Annotated in this window: 15 protein-coding genes; 10 read left to right on the top strand and 5 right to left on the bottom strand. The window is 60.5% G+C overall.

The features are described from left to right. The first annotated feature begins 86 nt into the window (after positions 1–86). Complete coding sequence (locus ISX84_RS01995; RefSeq protein ID WP_195818646.1) at positions 87–473, top strand: YidH family protein; 387 nt, start codon at positions 87–89, stop codon at positions 471–473. A gap of 223 nt (positions 474–696) precedes the next feature. On the opposite strand, the gene ISX84_RS01990 is transcribed toward ISX84_RS01995, so the two are convergent. Next, positions 697–2361, bottom strand: a complete 1665-nt coding sequence (locus ISX84_RS01990) for a mechanosensitive ion channel family protein (protein WP_195818645.1) — start codon at positions 2359–2361, stop codon at positions 697–699. 178 nt (positions 2362–2539) lie between these two features. Next, a complete protein-coding gene (locus tag ISX84_RS01985; RefSeq protein ID WP_195818644.1) occupies positions 2540–2713 on the bottom strand; it encodes a DUF1328 domain-containing protein in 174 nt (57 codons plus the stop codon). Between the two features lie 378 nt (positions 2714–3091). On the opposite strand from ISX84_RS01985, the gene ISX84_RS01980 reads away from it, so the two are divergent. From ISX84_RS01980 to ISX84_RS01965, 4 genes are all read left to right on the top strand, one after another. Continuing rightward, the gene (locus ISX84_RS01980) at positions 3092–3832 is read left to right on the top strand and encodes a DUF533 domain-containing protein (protein ID WP_195818643.1); all 741 of its coding nucleotides are present in this window, start codon (positions 3092–3094) and stop codon (positions 3830–3832) included. Between the two features lie 410 nt (positions 3833–4242). Continuing rightward, complete coding sequence (locus ISX84_RS01975; RefSeq protein WP_195818642.1) at positions 4243–4815, top strand: hypothetical protein; 573 nt, start codon at positions 4243–4245, stop codon at positions 4813–4815. After that, on the top strand, positions 4812–5210 hold the full coding sequence (locus ISX84_RS01970; protein WP_195818641.1) for a phage holin family protein: 399 nt from the start codon (positions 4812–4814) through the stop codon (positions 5208–5210). Before ISX84_RS01975 ends, ISX84_RS01970 begins: the two co-directional genes overlap by 4 nt. After that, positions 5200–6285: a DUF3618 domain-containing protein gene (locus ISX84_RS01965; RefSeq protein ID WP_195818640.1), complete on the top strand. Its 1086-nt coding sequence runs from the start codon at positions 5200–5202 to the stop codon at positions 6283–6285. The genes ISX84_RS01970 and ISX84_RS01965 overlap by 11 nt, the downstream gene beginning before the upstream one ends. 117 nt (positions 6286–6402) lie before the next feature. Here ISX84_RS01965 and ISX84_RS01960 read toward each other — a convergent pair whose 3' ends face one another. Then, positions 6403–7062, bottom strand: a complete 660-nt coding sequence (locus tag ISX84_RS01960; RefSeq protein ID WP_195818639.1) for an HAD family hydrolase — start codon at positions 7060–7062, stop codon at positions 6403–6405. 207 nt (positions 7063–7269) lie between these two features. Between ISX84_RS01960 and ISX84_RS01955 the strand changes: the two genes are divergently transcribed. Further along, the gene (locus ISX84_RS01955) at positions 7270–7683 is read left to right on the top strand and encodes an STAS/SEC14 domain-containing protein (RefSeq protein WP_195818638.1); all 414 of its coding nucleotides are present in this window, start codon (positions 7270–7272) and stop codon (positions 7681–7683) included. A 115-nt stretch (positions 7684–7798) separates the two neighbouring features. Here the strand turns inward: ISX84_RS01955 and ISX84_RS01950 are convergent, their stop codons facing one another. Beyond that, complete coding sequence (locus tag ISX84_RS01950; RefSeq protein WP_195818637.1) at positions 7799–8608, bottom strand: PRC-barrel domain-containing protein; 810 nt, start codon at positions 8606–8608, stop codon at positions 7799–7801. Positions 8609–8992: 384 nt separating this feature from the next. Here ISX84_RS01950 and ISX84_RS01945 point away from each other — a divergent pair, with 384 nt between their 5' ends. The 4 genes from ISX84_RS01945 to ISX84_RS01930 all read left to right on the top strand — a co-directional run bounded on the left by ISX84_RS01945 (position 8993) and on the right by ISX84_RS01930 (position 12709). After that, a complete protein-coding gene (locus ISX84_RS01945; protein WP_195818636.1) occupies positions 8993–9730 on the top strand; it encodes a Crp/Fnr family transcriptional regulator in 738 nt (245 codons plus the stop codon). Positions 9731–9854: 124 nt separating this feature from the next. Continuing rightward, entirely contained in the window at positions 9855–10346 is a 492-nt protein-coding gene (locus tag ISX84_RS01940) for a DUF892 family protein (protein ID WP_195818635.1), read from the top strand. A gap of 110 nt (positions 10347–10456) precedes the next feature. Continuing rightward, positions 10457–10951, top strand: a complete 495-nt coding sequence (locus tag ISX84_RS01935) for a ferritin-like domain-containing protein (RefSeq protein WP_195818634.1) — start codon at positions 10457–10459, stop codon at positions 10949–10951. A gap of 1209 nt (positions 10952–12160) precedes the next feature. After that, positions 12161–12709: a heme NO-binding domain-containing protein gene (locus ISX84_RS01930; protein WP_195818633.1), complete on the top strand. Its 549-nt coding sequence runs from the start codon at positions 12161–12163 to the stop codon at positions 12707–12709. A gap of 94 nt (positions 12710–12803) precedes the next feature. On the opposite strand, the gene ptsP is transcribed toward ISX84_RS01930, so the two are convergent. Next, positions 12804–14990 carry a phosphoenolpyruvate--protein phosphotransferase gene (gene ptsP, locus ISX84_RS01925; RefSeq protein ID WP_229884109.1) on the bottom strand — a complete coding sequence of 729 codons (2187 nt, stop codon included), beginning with the start codon at positions 14988–14990 and terminating at the stop codon, positions 12804–12806. Between the last annotated feature and the right edge of the window lie 7 nt (positions 14991–14997).

The following is a 14997-nucleotide window of genomic DNA, read 5'->3' as shown; positions in this document are numbered from 1 at the left end:
ACAGGGCGTGACACTGGCTCAGATACGGTCGTGCCGTCTATGCTTCTATCTGCGCCCCGCCGAACCCAAGCCACAGGAGAAGAGACATGCCCACAGCCGACCTTCCAAAAGATCCGGATTCGAACGATCTGGCGAATGCGAGAACGGCCTGGGCCGAAGATCGCACGGTGCTTGCCAATGAAAGGACCTTTGCGGGATGGATGCGCACCGGGATGGCATGTGTCGCGCTGGCCCTTGGCCTCAAAGCGGTTTTCAATGGCACGGAGTATCCCCTGCTGGCCAAGGCGATCGCCGAGCTCTTTATCCTGTCCGGCATCCTCATCTTCTGGGCGGCGGCAATCAACTGTCGCAAGACCCAGACGCGCATGTCGGAACATGACGTGGAGACGCAATCCTACAAACGTATGACCCTGCTTGCCACGATCCTGACCTTCGCAGCGGCGTGCACCGGCGTCATTTTGTGGTTTCTCTAGCGGTCAGGGACGCCACGTCGTCCCCTGCCCCGGCTTGTGTCGGACCGGAGACCAACGCGCCTGACGCGCCTGTCGGCCTCCGAATGTCGGGGGCTCTGTCAGATAAGTCCAATTCAGGTCCCGACAGACAGCGGACGATGCCCGGACCAGTCGCTCAACGCAAAGCAAAACCTGAACCATCACATCCTGCCGACATCAGCCCGAGATATGCGGGCCAGCATCATCAGGCCGCTTCCGACAATCGCGCCTCCGGGAAAATGTCGATGTTCTGGGACTTTTCCAGATCGGTGGCTTCTGCAATCAGCTTCTCCCGCGCTTTGCAGGCCATGTCCCAGGATGTGTTCGGATCGGCGCAGGGCAGCGCGAACCACACGTCCTTGCCGAGCGCATCCTGCCCGGCGACCCGGACTTTCGCATCATCGAGATCGCCCAGCTCCTCCGGGTCCAGAGACGCGACCACCCGATCAAAGATCGTGCGCAGCTGATCGACATCCGCCTGATGCGCGCATTTAAGCTTGATGATCCGCAGCATCTCGGGCTCTTGCATCGTCCAGTTCTCAAAGGGCGTCGAGATGAACTCGTCAACCGGCACAACCAGACGCGTTCCGTCCCAGTCACGAAGCTGAACATAGGTGAAGTTGATGCGCTCCACATGGCAGAGATAGTCCTTGTAAACGATGCGGTCGCCAATCCTGGCGGATTGGTTCAAGGCGATCTGCATGGAGGCCATGATGTTGCCCAAGACCTGGCGGGCGGCAAAGCCGAGCACAAGGGTGAGTGCCCCCGCGGTGCCCAGCAATGTCAGACCGAGGTTCTGGAACACGTTGGTTTGCGACAAGAAAACGCCGCCGCCGATCAGCACCACGGCAACGACCAGCGCCCGCCGCGCTGCGGCAACGCGGGTTGCGACGGTACGCATGTGGTGGGCCTGATATTTGGTCAGATCGGTTTCATCGAATTCCGTCAACCGGTCGAGGATGACGTCGATACAGTTGACGGCGAACCAGAGACCCGAGGCCATGAGCCCCAGCCAGGCGGCGGGAGTAACAACCGTGGAAATCTGGCCGGAGAACACGAAGAGGTTGGAGCCAATCGCCAGCGCAATCCCGGTGGCGCTGCCAATGGCGGCAGGGCCGCGGGCGGAGCGCAGGATTTCGCGCGTTAGTGTTCTCTTGGCCCGACGTTTGGCGGCGGTCAGGGCGGTCCAGACAAGTCGGCTGCACAAAAAGGCAAGCAGGACCACAAGCGGCAATCCCAGTATCTCCCACCACATCAGGCCAAAGCGCGTGCTTGTTTTCAGCGCCTCGGGCAGTTGCGCCTCGAACCAGGTCGGGCCGTAGAGCGCAAAGAGCGCATCTGTGTTTTGCACCGTCTGACGGGAGAAAACCCAGACCGGATCGCCGCCGTCAGGACGGATCCGGTTGAGACGAATGCTGGCGGGATAGCGCTTGAGGTCGACGGTCCAGAGCAAAAGCGATTTGCGCGGTTGACCGGCCAGCGGCGCGTCTGCGGCTGCGGTGGCATCCATACCATCAGGCCGGTCCGGCAGGGCGTCCCAGCTGATCACGGCTTTGCGGCTGATGACGGTCTCGAGACGTTCCGCAAGACGCGCACCGATCCGGGCCTGATCGCCCTCCGGCACATCGGATAAATCAAGCAGATGGGCGGCATCAGACCAGTTCTGGTGACGGGCGGCATTGAGGAAGCTTTCAAGGGTTGCCCGCGGCGTGTCGCGATCCACGGTGGCGGAGGACGCGGGCAAACCCGGGTTCAGAGTATCCGCGCAATACCAGCGCTCGCGGTCACAGGTCTCCTCTTCCGCAAGGGAGGCCGTTGCAACGAATAAGGCGATCACCGCCGCCACGACGTACGAAATGAAATTCAGCATTCGGACAAAACGCGCTGCGCACCGGTTTGGTTCCACCGGCTGGCAACGGTACACGTGGGTTACGGGCGGCAGCACCGCCAAGTGTGTTCGCCTGGATGGTGCCATGGCACCGAGAATTCTGTCTCTAAAGTGCAAAAAGGCGCCGCATGTGCGACGCCTCTTTACGATTGGACTGTGGTTATACCGGCGGGCGACCCTTGACCGCACGTGCGATCATTGCGACCACGAACAGGACGAGGAACAGCACAAACAGAATTTGCGCGATACCTGCGGATGCCCCGGCAATCCCGCCAAAGCCCAGAACTGCTGCCACGAGAGCAACAATCAAAAACGTCAAAGCCCATCCAAGCATGACATAACTCCTTTTGTCGATTTAACTTGCGATATTGAGTTAGAAACACCCTGCGCTTCCGGAAGGTTCCGAGGTTTTTCACTCATTTTTGCAGCTTGCGGTGTTGTTCCATGCTCTTGCCGGGTGAAACCATCCCTGGAGCCGCCCGTCGCGGAGCGGAGCTGCATGACATCGCACTGCCCGCCACCCAACCGGCGGGGTCCGCCGGGTGGCCACACATGGAACCACTGGACCTTGAGCGAGGTTACCCCTGTGCGCGCTATCGGCTTACGTCGATACGAACGCCGGATCATTGAATGAAGAGCGGGTGGGGGCCCTCACCCACGGCACCGAGCGCAGAGAGCTACGAACAAAGTGCAGCACACAGGGAGATTTACAATGTCTATCAAGCGAATGATCACGAAACTGGCCTTGGCCTTTGCCGCGAAAAAGGGCGTCGAGGTGTTTCGATCAATGGGCGGTCTGTCCGGTCTGAAATCATCCCTGCAGGGTCTGGGCGAACAGACACGGCAGCCGGGCGGCATGCAAGGCCGCATCGGGGGCGCGACCGATGCACGGACCGGCGGGCTGGGCAGTATTCTCGACAGTCTCGGCATGGCGGGAGCAACCGGCCCGCGCGAAGCCGGCGCGTCGGGACAGATCAGCCCTGCGAACCAGTCGCTGGGCGCTCTCTTCGGTGGTTTGGCAAGTGCGCTCGGCCACCGCTCGGAGGCGGAAACCCCGGCGCGCGAATTCGAAGATCAATTCAATCTGCAGGACGTCGAAGCAGATCAGGATGCCAGGCCGATCCTGCGGGCGATGGTTCAGGTCGCGCGCGCAGACGGTGCGATTGACACGGAGGAACAGCAGACATTGTTGGACATTCTGGATGACGCCTCCCCCGAGGAACGGGCCATTCTGCAGACGGCTTTGCGCGAACCGATCGACCCGCAGGCTGTCGCCGCAGCCACGCCACAGCATGCCCGCAAGGAGACCTATTCGGCCGCGCTGCTGGTCGGGGATCTCGATAATGAGAGCGAGCGGCACTATCTGTCATCCTTTGCGACAGCTCTGGGTCTGTCTTCCCATGAAACGGCTGAATTACATCGCGCGATGGGCAAGGTGGAGCCTGTCGCCTGAAGGCATTTGTCCTGCACCACCCATGAATGCGCGGCGTACCACGCCGCGCATTTTTCATGTCCTACTAGCGGGTTCAGACGAACGCCTGACGATAACGCTTCTCGTCTGGACCATCGATCTTAAGTGATGCGTTCGGTCCTCCTCACGCCCCTGACTGTCGGCGCACCCTGCCCGCGCAACATTCCCTGACACTAGGCCACGCCGCCACCCTTCCAACTGATGCGCGAGACCGCGCCGGTGCTCCGCGCGCCCTTCAATCTATCTTGATACGCCGCAAATCCGCGCCGGTACCCTGAGCCTGGAACATACAAGGAGGGTGGCCCGCATGCACAGTGTTTTTTACCTCATCGGCCTGGTCGTGGTCGTACTCGCGATTCTCAATTTCATCACTTAACCCGCAGGAGGCTCAGATGGCGACGCGCAGTCCCTCATCTCAGACGACGTCAGCAACACAAACGCAACCGGACCAGACCGACACGGTTCAAAAAGCAAAAAAACAGGCCAAGGCGCTCGCCGAGACCGTCTCGGAGGAGGCAGGTACCTACGCCAAAGACGCACAGCAAACGGCGATCTCCCATGCGGAGGCGGCAAAAGACAACGTGGCCGCAGAAGGCAACAACATCGCCAGTGCGCTGCGCACCGCGGCGCAGGAAATGCGCAGCGGGTCGCCTCAGGAACGCACGCTGGGGCAGATCGCCGATGGTATTGCCGATATGTCGGACGCCATCCGCGACAAGGACCTCGGTCAGATCGTCTCAGACCTGAATGATATCTCACGCCGCAATCCGGCGGTCTTTCTCGGCGCGGCAGCCCTTGTCGGCTTTGCCGCAGTACGCTTTGCCAAGGCATCCAAGACCGGTTCGGAAGACCCTGGATACGATGCCGCGCGGTCACACGCGTCGCGTGGGACCACGTCGGTCGGCACGTCATCCGCCGACCCTGGCGCTTCGGCGGCCAATATCGACAAGGGAGGTCTTCTATGAACACGCATTCCGACAAATCAACAACCGGGCTTTTGAACGACGCGATGAGCCGCGTCAGTTCCCTGGTGCGCAACGAGGTCGATCTGGCGCGCGCCGAGATCAATGAAAACATCGCAAACGCCGGTGTCGCCATCGGACTGCTGGCCGGCGCCGTGATCATTGCGCTGACGGCGCTGAATGTGCTGGTGGCAGCAGTTGTCGCAGGGCTCACGGAAGCAGGGCTGCATGGCGGCTGGGCTGCGCTCATCGTGGGCGTGGCGCTTGCTGCTGTCGCCTATGGCATGGCGCACAAGGGCATGACCGATCTTAAACTCAGCAACTTGGCCCCCACCCGGACAGCCAAGAATGTCCAACGCGATGCGGCGGCCGTCAAGGAGGCATACAATGACGACTAAAACCCGAAGCCCCGAAGAAATCGAACGTCAGATCGAGCGCGAACGCGCCGGATTGACGGACACGCTGGAGGATCTGCAGGACAGGTTTTCGGTTGAGGCCGTCACCCGCAAGGTGACCGACCACCTGCGGGAAAACGGAGGCGATATCGGCAGATCGATCTCGCAATCGGTCAAGGACAACCCAATGGCAATCGCGCTGACCGGCGTCGGGCTCGCGTGGCTGATTTTTGGCAGCGGAACTGGCAGCACCGCCGCCCCGGCACGGCGTTGGGAGCGTCGCGAACGGCACTATGGATATGACGACCAGTGGGAACGCGGCGACGTCAGACCGCGTCATATTCCCAGCGGGGAGACCGAGCGCCATGCGCATGATCCGTCCTGGGCGCGGACGATGCCTTACACGGACAGGGATGGCGATGGCGCTCAGTCAGATGCGCAGTCCGGGCATAGTTTGAAAGACAATGTCGCCGATGCCGCGAAATCCACGACCCAAGCGGCATCCTCAAAGCTGCAGGCGGCGCGCGACAGTGTTGGAGGCGCCGTCGGCCAGTTGTCTGACACGGCATCGGACCTGCGGGCCCGTCTAGCGGAGGGCACGGAAGGCTTCAGCGATCAGGCGCGGGATCGTATCATCGCCGCCCGCCAACGGGCCGTCGAGGCGCGGGACGCCGCTGTGCGTCAGGCCCGACGGGGCCGCGACCGGGCGGTTGACCTTTTTGAAGAGCAGCCGTTGATTGCCGGGGCGCTTGCCCTGGCTGCCGGGGCCGCCGTCGCGGCAGCCCTGCCGCGCAGTCGCGTCGAAGATGACTACCTCGGTGAACGCAGCGACGCGGCCATGGCCGAAGCCCAGCGGGTGTTCCGTGAGGAGAAGGAAAAACTCCGCAAGGTGGCGCAGGCAGCAGGTGAAGAGGCCAGAGAAGCAGCCAGCGACATCAAGGCGGAGGCGGATCAGAACGCATCGGGAGAGACCGCCGCGACAACCGCCAAGCAGAAGGCGAAGACGGCGATCAAGCGCGTCGCCGACGCCGCAGAGGCCGAGGCCAAATCTCAGGATCTCGGCACACCCAAGTCGTAAGGTGTTGCCCGGGACAACGCTGCCCCTCAAGAGGCTTGCGTCACGATCATGTCGGCGGGCGTTGACGTCCGCCGCAGTGCCTGCTCGGGTCTGATCCGATCTATTGATCTTCTGGCGCTAGCGTAGCAGCGCCTCGGTGGAAAGCCTGTCCATAATCCGGGCATCGGCGGGAAAGCCACTGCGATCCGCATAATCCCCCGGAAAAGCCACACAATCGATCCCCGCGCCGCGCGCGGCCTTCATGCTGACCGGCGTGTCTTCGATGGCAATACAATCCGACGCGGCAAGGGCAAGCACGTCAAGCGCGTACCGGTAGATGTCCGGTGCCGGTTTGCTCTGATCGACCATGGTTGCGTCGCCAACGAAATCGAAATCCTCCGCAGAGAGATCCCCCGCCAGAGCCGCAAACACCGCATCGACGTTCTGCCGCGACGTGGTTGTGACAAACCCCAGCCTGATGCCCTGTTCCTTGGCGGCAGTGACCACACCCGACACGCCCGGTCGCAGGGAGAGACCGCGCGCGGTGATGGCCGCGTCGAAAATCTCTGTCTTGCGCGCGTGAAGCCTCTCTGCATCGACATCGATACCGCGCTCGCGCGCATAGTCTTCGATCCGCCGCCGCCCGCCCGACTTCGCAAGGCGCGCCTTGTAGCTCTCGCGGTCCCAGTTCCACTCAAGACCTGCTTCGGCAAAAGCCTGGTTGAACGCCTGGCGCTGCAGTTCCGATGTCTCGACAAGGGTTCCGATGGATCCAAAAAGTACTGCTTTGAGGGGCAATTTCACATCTCCAATGGTGGTACCGGCAAAGGACCGCGTACCGGTTTGCGTTGTGGGTCCGATCTAGCAACGATCAGCACGGTCACCATCAATCTAGTGCAACGTCAGCCGGGAACGATTGCTCCAGTCTGACAGTTGAAGACATGTCGGCGCGGCGGACGGCACCGGCGCGATGGCAATCCAGTTTCACGCCAGCAGGAGACCCGAATGACCCACCTGACCTTACCCTCCGTGAGAGAAATCCCGACACACAGCGACACGGTCTATGCCTTTGATGTGACCGGCCATGTGTCGGACGACGATGCAGAGGCACTTGCCAAATACATGAACGATGCCTTCGACCGGCACGACAAGGTCAACATGTTGATCCGGATGAGCGGCTATACCGGCAGCGACAAGGATGCGCTCTTCGACGGGGATGTGCTGGAATCGCGTTGGCGGGCCTTGTTCAAGGTCGACAAATATGCCGTGGTCGGCGCACCGGACGGCGCCAGCCGAATGATCTCCATCATGGACAAGATCCTGCCGGTTGACGCCAAGACTTTCGAGACATCGCAAGAAGATGAGGCCTGGCGTTTTGTCGGCACCGCCGCAGCCGACGACGACATCGCGCAGGGCTGATCCGCCCGACGGATAGAACTCCCCCCATAAAAAATGCGCTCCCCGAAGACCGGGGGAGCGCATCGTTACTCGTTACCAGGGATATGACAGATCCATGCTGTCGGAAGGCGCTCTATCAGCCCTCGTATTCTGGCTGGCTTTCCAGATTTTCCTTGGTGGCGTCGATGTAGACACGCACGTCGCCGCCTTCGGCTGGCCGCAGGATCTTGAGTTCATCCATCGCGACCGCAATGCGATGCTCGCCAATCCCGAGGAAACCACCGATATCCAGAACCGCTTGTTGCAGCTTTCCGTTGTCATCAACGATCAGCTGGTCGATCTCGCCGATGTCCTCATCCTTGGCCCCATAGAGCCGCGCGCCGGTGAGATCCTCGGTGGTCAGCTGATCCGGGGTTGCGACCTCATAGCCATCGCGTTCGACAGCCGGGGGCGCCAGTATCGGGCGGTCGGCTGACGTCACGGTATCGTTGGCCATGGCGACATCGTCCTGCCGCTCATACGCGGGCGCGTCGGTCAGAGCCTCCTTGTTGGTCTTGACCACGAGGAAGAAATCACCCGGATCGTCGTTTTCGTTCACGATCTTGATGCTGCTCATGTCGACAGCGACATCTTTTTCCCCGATGCCGATGAAACCGCCAACACCCAGGATCACCGCCTTGACCTGCCCGTCACGGCTCAGGATCACATCGTTGATCTCACCGATGTCGTCCCAGTTCTGTTCGGCATCGTCCTGCATGACGCTGTCAGCGGTCAGCGCATCGTAATCCGCTTCGGCGGAGTAGATGCGCATGCCGATCAGGTTGGATGCATAGATATCTCCGGTTTGTTCGGATTGATACGTCATCATCGCGCCTGAGTGCGCATCGGCGAACGCCGATGTCGTCAGCATCAAACCCATCGCGGTTGAGATGAGAAGTCTTTTCATGAAGCAGGTCTCCTTCTGAGATCGACAAAAATGCCCGCAGTATGGCGGAGCCACAGGGCGCGGGCCTTCGGTTTTGCAGACAGGGATACGGTGGCAGCACGCCATTCGCCTTCTGTCTGTCGCCTGATCGTATCCAAGGCAGAGAAGGCCGATCTCAATCTATATTGAAACCGCCATGATCTTTACGTGCGCAGCATGAAAATCTGAACCGGGGCATCGTGAAACGGACCCAATTCATGGCGATCCTCTGACTTTGCGCCCTATTGGTGCTAAGCTCAGAGGAAACAGATTTGTCCGCTTCTGTGCGGACTTACGAAAGCGTGCCGTCCCCGGTTACACCAACTGCGGGAGCCGGCTTGGTGGGCTCACAAAGAGGAGGGTGACATGTCGACCCAGAGTAAAAGCTGCCTTGTGGAAAAGCTGTCCTACTACGTGGATCTGGACGACATTGCGGAAAAGCATCTCGCGGCGCTGGAGGAGCACGAGCGCAATTACTACCGGCATCAGGAGGTTTACAGCGAGGGAGACGAACTGCAGTACCTTCACGTCGTCAAGGAGGGCTGGTTCTATTCCTACACCGACATGCCCGATGGTCGGCGACAGATCATCCGGGTTCTTCATCCCGGCGACATCATCGGCTTTCCCGACATCTCGTTCGAGGAGGCGACCTGCAATGTCCGGGCTTCCGAAGATGGCTGCCTGTGCCCCTTTCCCAAGAGCAAGCTCGACGTCATTTTCCGGGAATCGCCCAAGCTGACCGCGCTGATGTTCTCCATCGCCAACCGCGATCATGCCTGCGTCATCGACACGCTGCGCGCCATGGGGCGCATGGATGCCCGCGAACGGCTGTCTTATTTCTTTCTCGACATCATTGCCCGGCTTCGGGTGACCAACAAGGCCATGAGCAACACGATCCGGATGCCGATGAACCAGCATGAAATCGGCGATGCCCTTGGCCTGACACATACCTATGTCAGCAAAACAATCCGGGAAATGGAAGACGCGGGCCTGATTTCCCGGAACGGGGCTACGCTGACGCTGGGCTATGAAGACAAGCTGCGCGACATGGTCGATTTTTCGGACCGGTACGCGACGCTCGACACCTCGTGGTTCCCCTCCTGAACGCCGCACGTCGGGCGCGATCCGCGCCGTCTTCAAGATAGATTGATGCAGCCCTGCCCCGAGAGGGGCTTACTCGTTGGTGATGGGTGCGACCATTTCCGGTCACCATATGAAGGAGCGGCTTATGGACGTCTATTCGGCTGAAGATCTTCTGTCCCGCCGTCTCGGCGACATCCACTCCAGCGCATGCTTTCTGGCGCAGCACATCCCTTTTATGGTCTCGGCTGCTGAAAGCGACGGCTTGCGCAAGCTCCTTAACCTCTATCTCGATGTCGTGCGGGACAACGCCGACCGCACCGAAGAAGCCATGAGGGTCGTTGCCGACCAGTTGAGTGGACGAGACCCGACCGCCGTGCCCGCCATGGTCGATGATCTTTTCGACCTGATCGACCGGATAGACGAACCCGCCCTTGTGGATGTGGCGATTTTGCTCTCCAGCAACGAGATCGGATCTTTCGAGGCCCAGCGGCTGCAGCTGCTTTCCAATTTTGCCGAAACACTGGGGCGTACCGATGCCAGGAACGCTCTCCGGACAAGCAGTGAGTGCCTGGCCTCCATCTGCGTGCAGCTGAACGACATGATCACCGAAAACGGGGAAGACCAGCGCCTTCAGTGAGACCGATCCTCCGGACCTCCCCTGTCACGGCAGGGCCGCCCGCGCAGCCACCGCCCGCCCGGGGCATTTGAAAACCATGAGAACCGAAACCTGAACAGAAAGGAGACATCATGAGTATGAACAGCCTGAAAGAGGTCTATGTCGATCAGTTACAAGACATCTATAGCGCGAACAAACAGGCCGCCGAGATGACAGAGGCGCTCGCCGATGCGGCGACGCATGAAGATCTGCGCAGCCTGCTGCAAAAGGGTGTGGAAGGCATTCGCGACGGCATGGAACAGGTTGCGGCACTTGTGCGGCGTCACGACGCGGATCCGAACGGTGAACACTGCAAGGGCATGGAAGGTCTTGTCAAAGAGGCCAAGGCACATGCGATCGAGGAGGATTTTGGCGACAACGACGCGCGTGATGCGATGATCATCACACAGTATCAGCGCATGGTCCATTACGCGATTGCCGGCTACGGGTGTCTCGCCGCCTTTGCCGGGCGCCTTGATCTGCCGGAGGATAAAGCCGTGTTGCAGACCTGTCTCGACGCCTGCTACAGCGGCGATCGGGAAATGACCGAACTGGCAAGTTCCGAGATCAACAAGGCGGCTGTGTAGCGCGTCCGATTGCAGGCAAAAGCACCGCTCCGGGATCGGGGCGGCGCTCTCAGTTGACAGTTTCACTCACCCTGCGCGGGGCAATGCGGTTGTTCCAGGCAGGCCGCGAGGCTGATCTGGTTTGCCTATGCGAACCCCTTGCTTTAGCCCGAGGGGTGAGCGCTTTCCGTAAATGCGATCGGGAAACTTACGGTGCCTGGGGATAACATGTGCAGGTCTTGCCCATATCTTGATCAAAGGCCGCACCGTCTGACATCTAGACCTCGCCGGTCTCCTTCAGATAGGCCGCGAGGTCTCATGCGTTGCATGTCCCATCCTCCTCGCGACCAGCCCGCCAATAGGTGACAAATCCCCGCTCACGGACCCCAAGATCCCACCGCCCGCTCCGACAGAGGGGGCATGCAACCGCCCGTCGCCTGACCGTGTTCAACCAAGGCAATTGACGGAAAGCCGTCAGGATATCCTTCCTGAATGATACGACGCCATGCGCGCGACTGCCGCCGCGGACGCATTCTGAGATCCTCAGCGGATATGCCCTCATGTGTCATAGGCCATTCCGCCTGCCAAAGGGCGGGCGATTGCGGATCGCTGACGACACCTTTGATCGGAGCAGCGGCGCGGCGTTCACATCAACGTTCGTCCGAACGGCAGCGGCCAATTCATTGGTCAGCGCCGTTCTGACCTCGCTGCGGGTTTGCTTACGCGCACCCTCTTCAAGACAATATGTGAGCGTGCGCCTACGACCTCTCAACCCTTCAGCCGGATCGGCGATGTCGGCGTCAATGCACGCCTGACCGGTGCCGCGCAGGATCAGGTGACTGCACGGCTGTCTTCGGGGGTGATCGAGCAATGCCCGATGGCGATCTGCTGCTGCATGCGTCAACCAAGTGATGAGCGTCCCGAACCGCTAGCGTTCGGGGCTCAGATCGAAGAGATTGTGCTACGTTTGATCCAGGTTTTGCGCTGGGAATAACGAGTTCAACTCGCGTTGAATGGACATCCATAAGAAACCTCGCACCGGAACAATGCATCTTCGCAAGAGCGTCTTGCAGGCGTTTGGGTTCTCAAGGCTGCCGGGCATATCTATTCCGTTCCCACGCGCTTGGACACCCGCGTTTCGAGCGCGCAGGTTCCATTTGGGCAATGCGATGAACAGAGCTTTGCATGCCCTTCCCTAAATGCGCTCGGCCAGATTGAGAGGTAATTTGTATGTACGGCATGGTTAACGAAGGCATTCGCACTTTCATACTGAAGCATCACGACGAAGAGGCTTGGCAGGCCGTTTGCAAAAAAGCTTCCGTGAGCGACCACCAGTTCGACAGCATGACCAGTTATGACGACGCCATAACCTATCGTCTCGCGGGCGCGATTTCGGAACACACCGGCCTTTCCGTCGACAAGGTGATGACCGAGTTCGGATCGTACTGGGTCGACTACGCCGGAGCTTCGGAGTTTGGCAATTTGATGAAGCTTGCGGGAGACAGTTTCCTTGAGCGGTTGAATGGGCTTGACGCCATGCACGCCCGCATTCAGCGTTCCATGCCAAATCTGAAGCCACCCTCCTTCAAAACGGAGGAGGTCGGAGACAGAATGTACCGTTTACACTACTTTTCTCACCGGAAAGGGCTGGATTCCATGGTTCTGGGGCTGCTGCACGGCCTCGCTGACGAAACGGGCGCGAAAATACAGGTCAAGCAGGTGGCCGAGAAATCTGACACGACCGATCACAGCATATTTGAGATTATTCTACTGAGCTAGTGGACCACAGGATCTGCTCTTAACTTACTTAAGACGCGAGCCTTAGGCGCAGACCGACGCGCGACAAGGCTGTCCGGGATCGTTGATCGCCGCATCAGCCCTGCTGGCGCAGCCACTCCATCACAGCCGGGCGCACCGACATTTCACCGCGGTGGCGCGCGTCCGCGATGACCTTGCGCACCTCTTCCAGATTGCTGCGGCGGAGCAGGTTCTTCACCGGACCGATTGAGGCCGGGCGCATCGACAGGCTGCGCAATCCAATCGCTGCGAGACACATGGCCTCAACCGGGCGTCCGGCGTCCTCGCCGCAAAATGACAGCGGCGTGCCCGTCTTGGCACAGCGTTCGACGATGCCTTCAAGGAAACTCAGGAAAGAAACGTTCAACGTGTCATAGCGCCGCCGCACGCGTTCGTTCTCGCGGTCTGCCGCAAAGAAGAACTGTTTCAAATCATTGCCACCGATAGAGAGAAAATCCACCTCCTCAAAAAACTTCACCGGTGCAAAAGCAAGACTGGGTGTTTCCAGCATGGCCCCGATCTCGACGGTTTCCGGCAACACATGGCCGAGACGTTCCTCGGCAGCCAGCGTCTTTTCCATGAGCCTGCGAGCGGCACGGTACTCTTCGAATTGCGCAACGAAGGGGAACATCACGGTCAGCGGACGCCCGTTAGCGGCCCGGATCAGGGCCTGCAGCTGCATCCGCATGATACCCGGTTTGTCGAGCCCCACCCGAATGGCCCGCCAGCCCAGGGCCGGATTGGGCTCGTCATTGGGTTTCATATAGGGCAGAACCTTGTCCGACCCGATGTCGAGCGTGCGGAAAATCACCCGCTTGCCCTGCGCCGCGTCCAGCACCCGTGCGTAAAGAGCGACCAGTTCGGAACGGCGCGGCATCTGGTTGCGCACCAGAAACTGCAGTTCGGTGCGGAAAAGCCCAACACCTTCGGCGCCTGAGTTTGGCAGGGACGGCAGATCTGCCATCAGACCTGCGTTCATGTGCAGCGACAGGACAGCACCGTCCTTGGTTTCCGCAGGCTTGTCGCGGATAGAGGCATAGCGCTCCTGGGCTGCGGCCAGCATCGCGATTTTGTCGCGGAAGGCGCTGACCACGGTGTCATCAGGCCGCAAGTGCACGACGCCCTGCTCCCCATCCACCATGATGTGATCGCCATTCAGCGCCTCGGTCGTGACCCGGTTGGCATGCACCACGAGCGGGATGGCCAGGGCGCGCGCGACAATGGCCGCGTGGCTGCCCACCGATCCTTCTTCGAGCACGATGCCTTTGAGGCTCCGTCCATATTCCAGCAGTTCCGCCGGGCCGATGTTGCGCGCGATCAGAATTGGATCGCTGGGCATTTCGGCCCCGGTATCCGCCCCCTGCCCGGTCAGTATCCGCAGCAACCGGTTGCTGAGGTCATCCAGATCGCTGAGACGTTCGCGCAGGTAATTGTCGGTCACCTGCCCCATGCGGGCGCGGGCCAGCGACTGTTCCTTCTCGACCGCAGCTTCGGCGGAGAGGCCGTTGGAGATATCTTCCTCCATCCGCCGCATCCAGCCTTTGGAGTTGGCGAACATCCGGTAGGCTTCCAGCACCTGCTGCTGATCCTTGTCCTGACTGCCCGCGATCTCCAGCATCTTGTCGACACCAACACGCAATTGCTCGACCGCTTCTTTCAGGCGCTCCAACTCGCGCACGGGATCGTCCGCAATCGGGTTGGTCACCACCACGCGCGGTTCATGCAGCCAGACATGTCCTTCGGCCGCGCCCTCCTGACCAACGGTCCCGCGGAACATCGCCGGTTGCGAGTGGCGCGCAGACATCGCCGCATTGTCGCCGATGAAAGCGCCAAGTTCGGTCATCTCGGCCAGCACCATGGCCACGACCTCCAGCGCATAGACCTCATCCGCCAGAAACTCGCGCGCCGTTCTGGATTGCACCACCAGAACGCCCAGCGCCTCCCCCAGCCGCTGTACCGGCACGCCGAGGAAACTGGAGAATACCTCCTCTCCGGTTTCCGGCATAAAGCGGAACCCCCGGGCCTGAGGCGCATCAGCCGTATTCACCACTTGGCGCCGCCGCGCCACCTGGCCCACAAGGCCCTCGCCCAGTTTCATGCGGGTTTTGTGCACCGCGTCCTGATTGAGCCCCTCCGTGGCGCAGAGCTCCAGCGTATCCTCATCGCGGAACAGATAGATGGAGCACACCTCGCACCCCATACTGTCGGCAATCAGATGGGTGATCTTGTCGAGCCGGGCCTGTCCTTCGACATCGCCCGCCATCGCATCG

The sequence above is a fragment of the Roseobacter sp. MH60115 genome (assembly GCF_015644665.1).
In the GTDB taxonomy this organism is placed as follows: domain Bacteria; phylum Pseudomonadota; class Alphaproteobacteria; order Rhodobacterales; family Rhodobacteraceae; genus Roseobacter.
Note: the sequence above shows the minus strand (reverse complement) of the source record. Positions and strands in the feature narration are given on the sequence as shown.

Coding starts and splice junctions, on each gene's coding strand:
- ISX84_RS01995 (WP_195818646.1), top strand. CDS start 87: ATGCCCACAGCCGACCTTCCAAAAGATCCGGATTCGAACGATCTGGCG.
- ISX84_RS01990 (WP_195818645.1), bottom strand. CDS start 2,361: ATGCTGAATTTCATTTCGTACGTCGTGGCGGCGGTGATCGCCTTATTC.
- ISX84_RS01985 (WP_195818644.1), bottom strand. CDS start 2,713: ATGCTTGGATGGGCTTTGACGTTTTTGATTGTTGCTCTCGTGGCAGCA.
- ISX84_RS01980 (WP_195818643.1), top strand. CDS start 3,092: ATGTCTATCAAGCGAATGATCACGAAACTGGCCTTGGCCTTTGCCGCG.
- ISX84_RS01975 (WP_195818642.1), top strand. CDS start 4,243: ATGGCGACGCGCAGTCCCTCATCTCAGACGACGTCAGCAACACAAACG.
- ISX84_RS01970 (WP_195818641.1), top strand. CDS start 4,812: ATGAACACGCATTCCGACAAATCAACAACCGGGCTTTTGAACGACGCG.
- ISX84_RS01965 (WP_195818640.1), top strand. CDS start 5,200: ATGACGACTAAAACCCGAAGCCCCGAAGAAATCGAACGTCAGATCGAG.
- ISX84_RS01955 (WP_195818638.1), top strand. CDS start 7,270: ATGACCCACCTGACCTTACCCTCCGTGAGAGAAATCCCGACACACAGC.
- ISX84_RS01950 (WP_195818637.1), bottom strand. CDS start 8,608: ATGAAAAGACTTCTCATCTCAACCGCGATGGGTTTGATGCTGACGACA.
- ISX84_RS01945 (WP_195818636.1), top strand. CDS start 8,993: ATGTCGACCCAGAGTAAAAGCTGCCTTGTGGAAAAGCTGTCCTACTAC.
- ISX84_RS01940 (WP_195818635.1), top strand. CDS start 9,855: ATGGACGTCTATTCGGCTGAAGATCTTCTGTCCCGCCGTCTCGGCGAC.
- ISX84_RS01935 (WP_195818634.1), top strand. CDS start 10,457: ATGAGTATGAACAGCCTGAAAGAGGTCTATGTCGATCAGTTACAAGAC.
- ISX84_RS01930 (WP_195818633.1), top strand. CDS start 12,161: ATGTACGGCATGGTTAACGAAGGCATTCGCACTTTCATACTGAAGCAT.
- ptsP (WP_229884109.1), bottom strand. CDS start 14,990: ATGGCGGGCGATGTCGAAGGACAGGCCCGGCTCGACAAGATCACCCAT.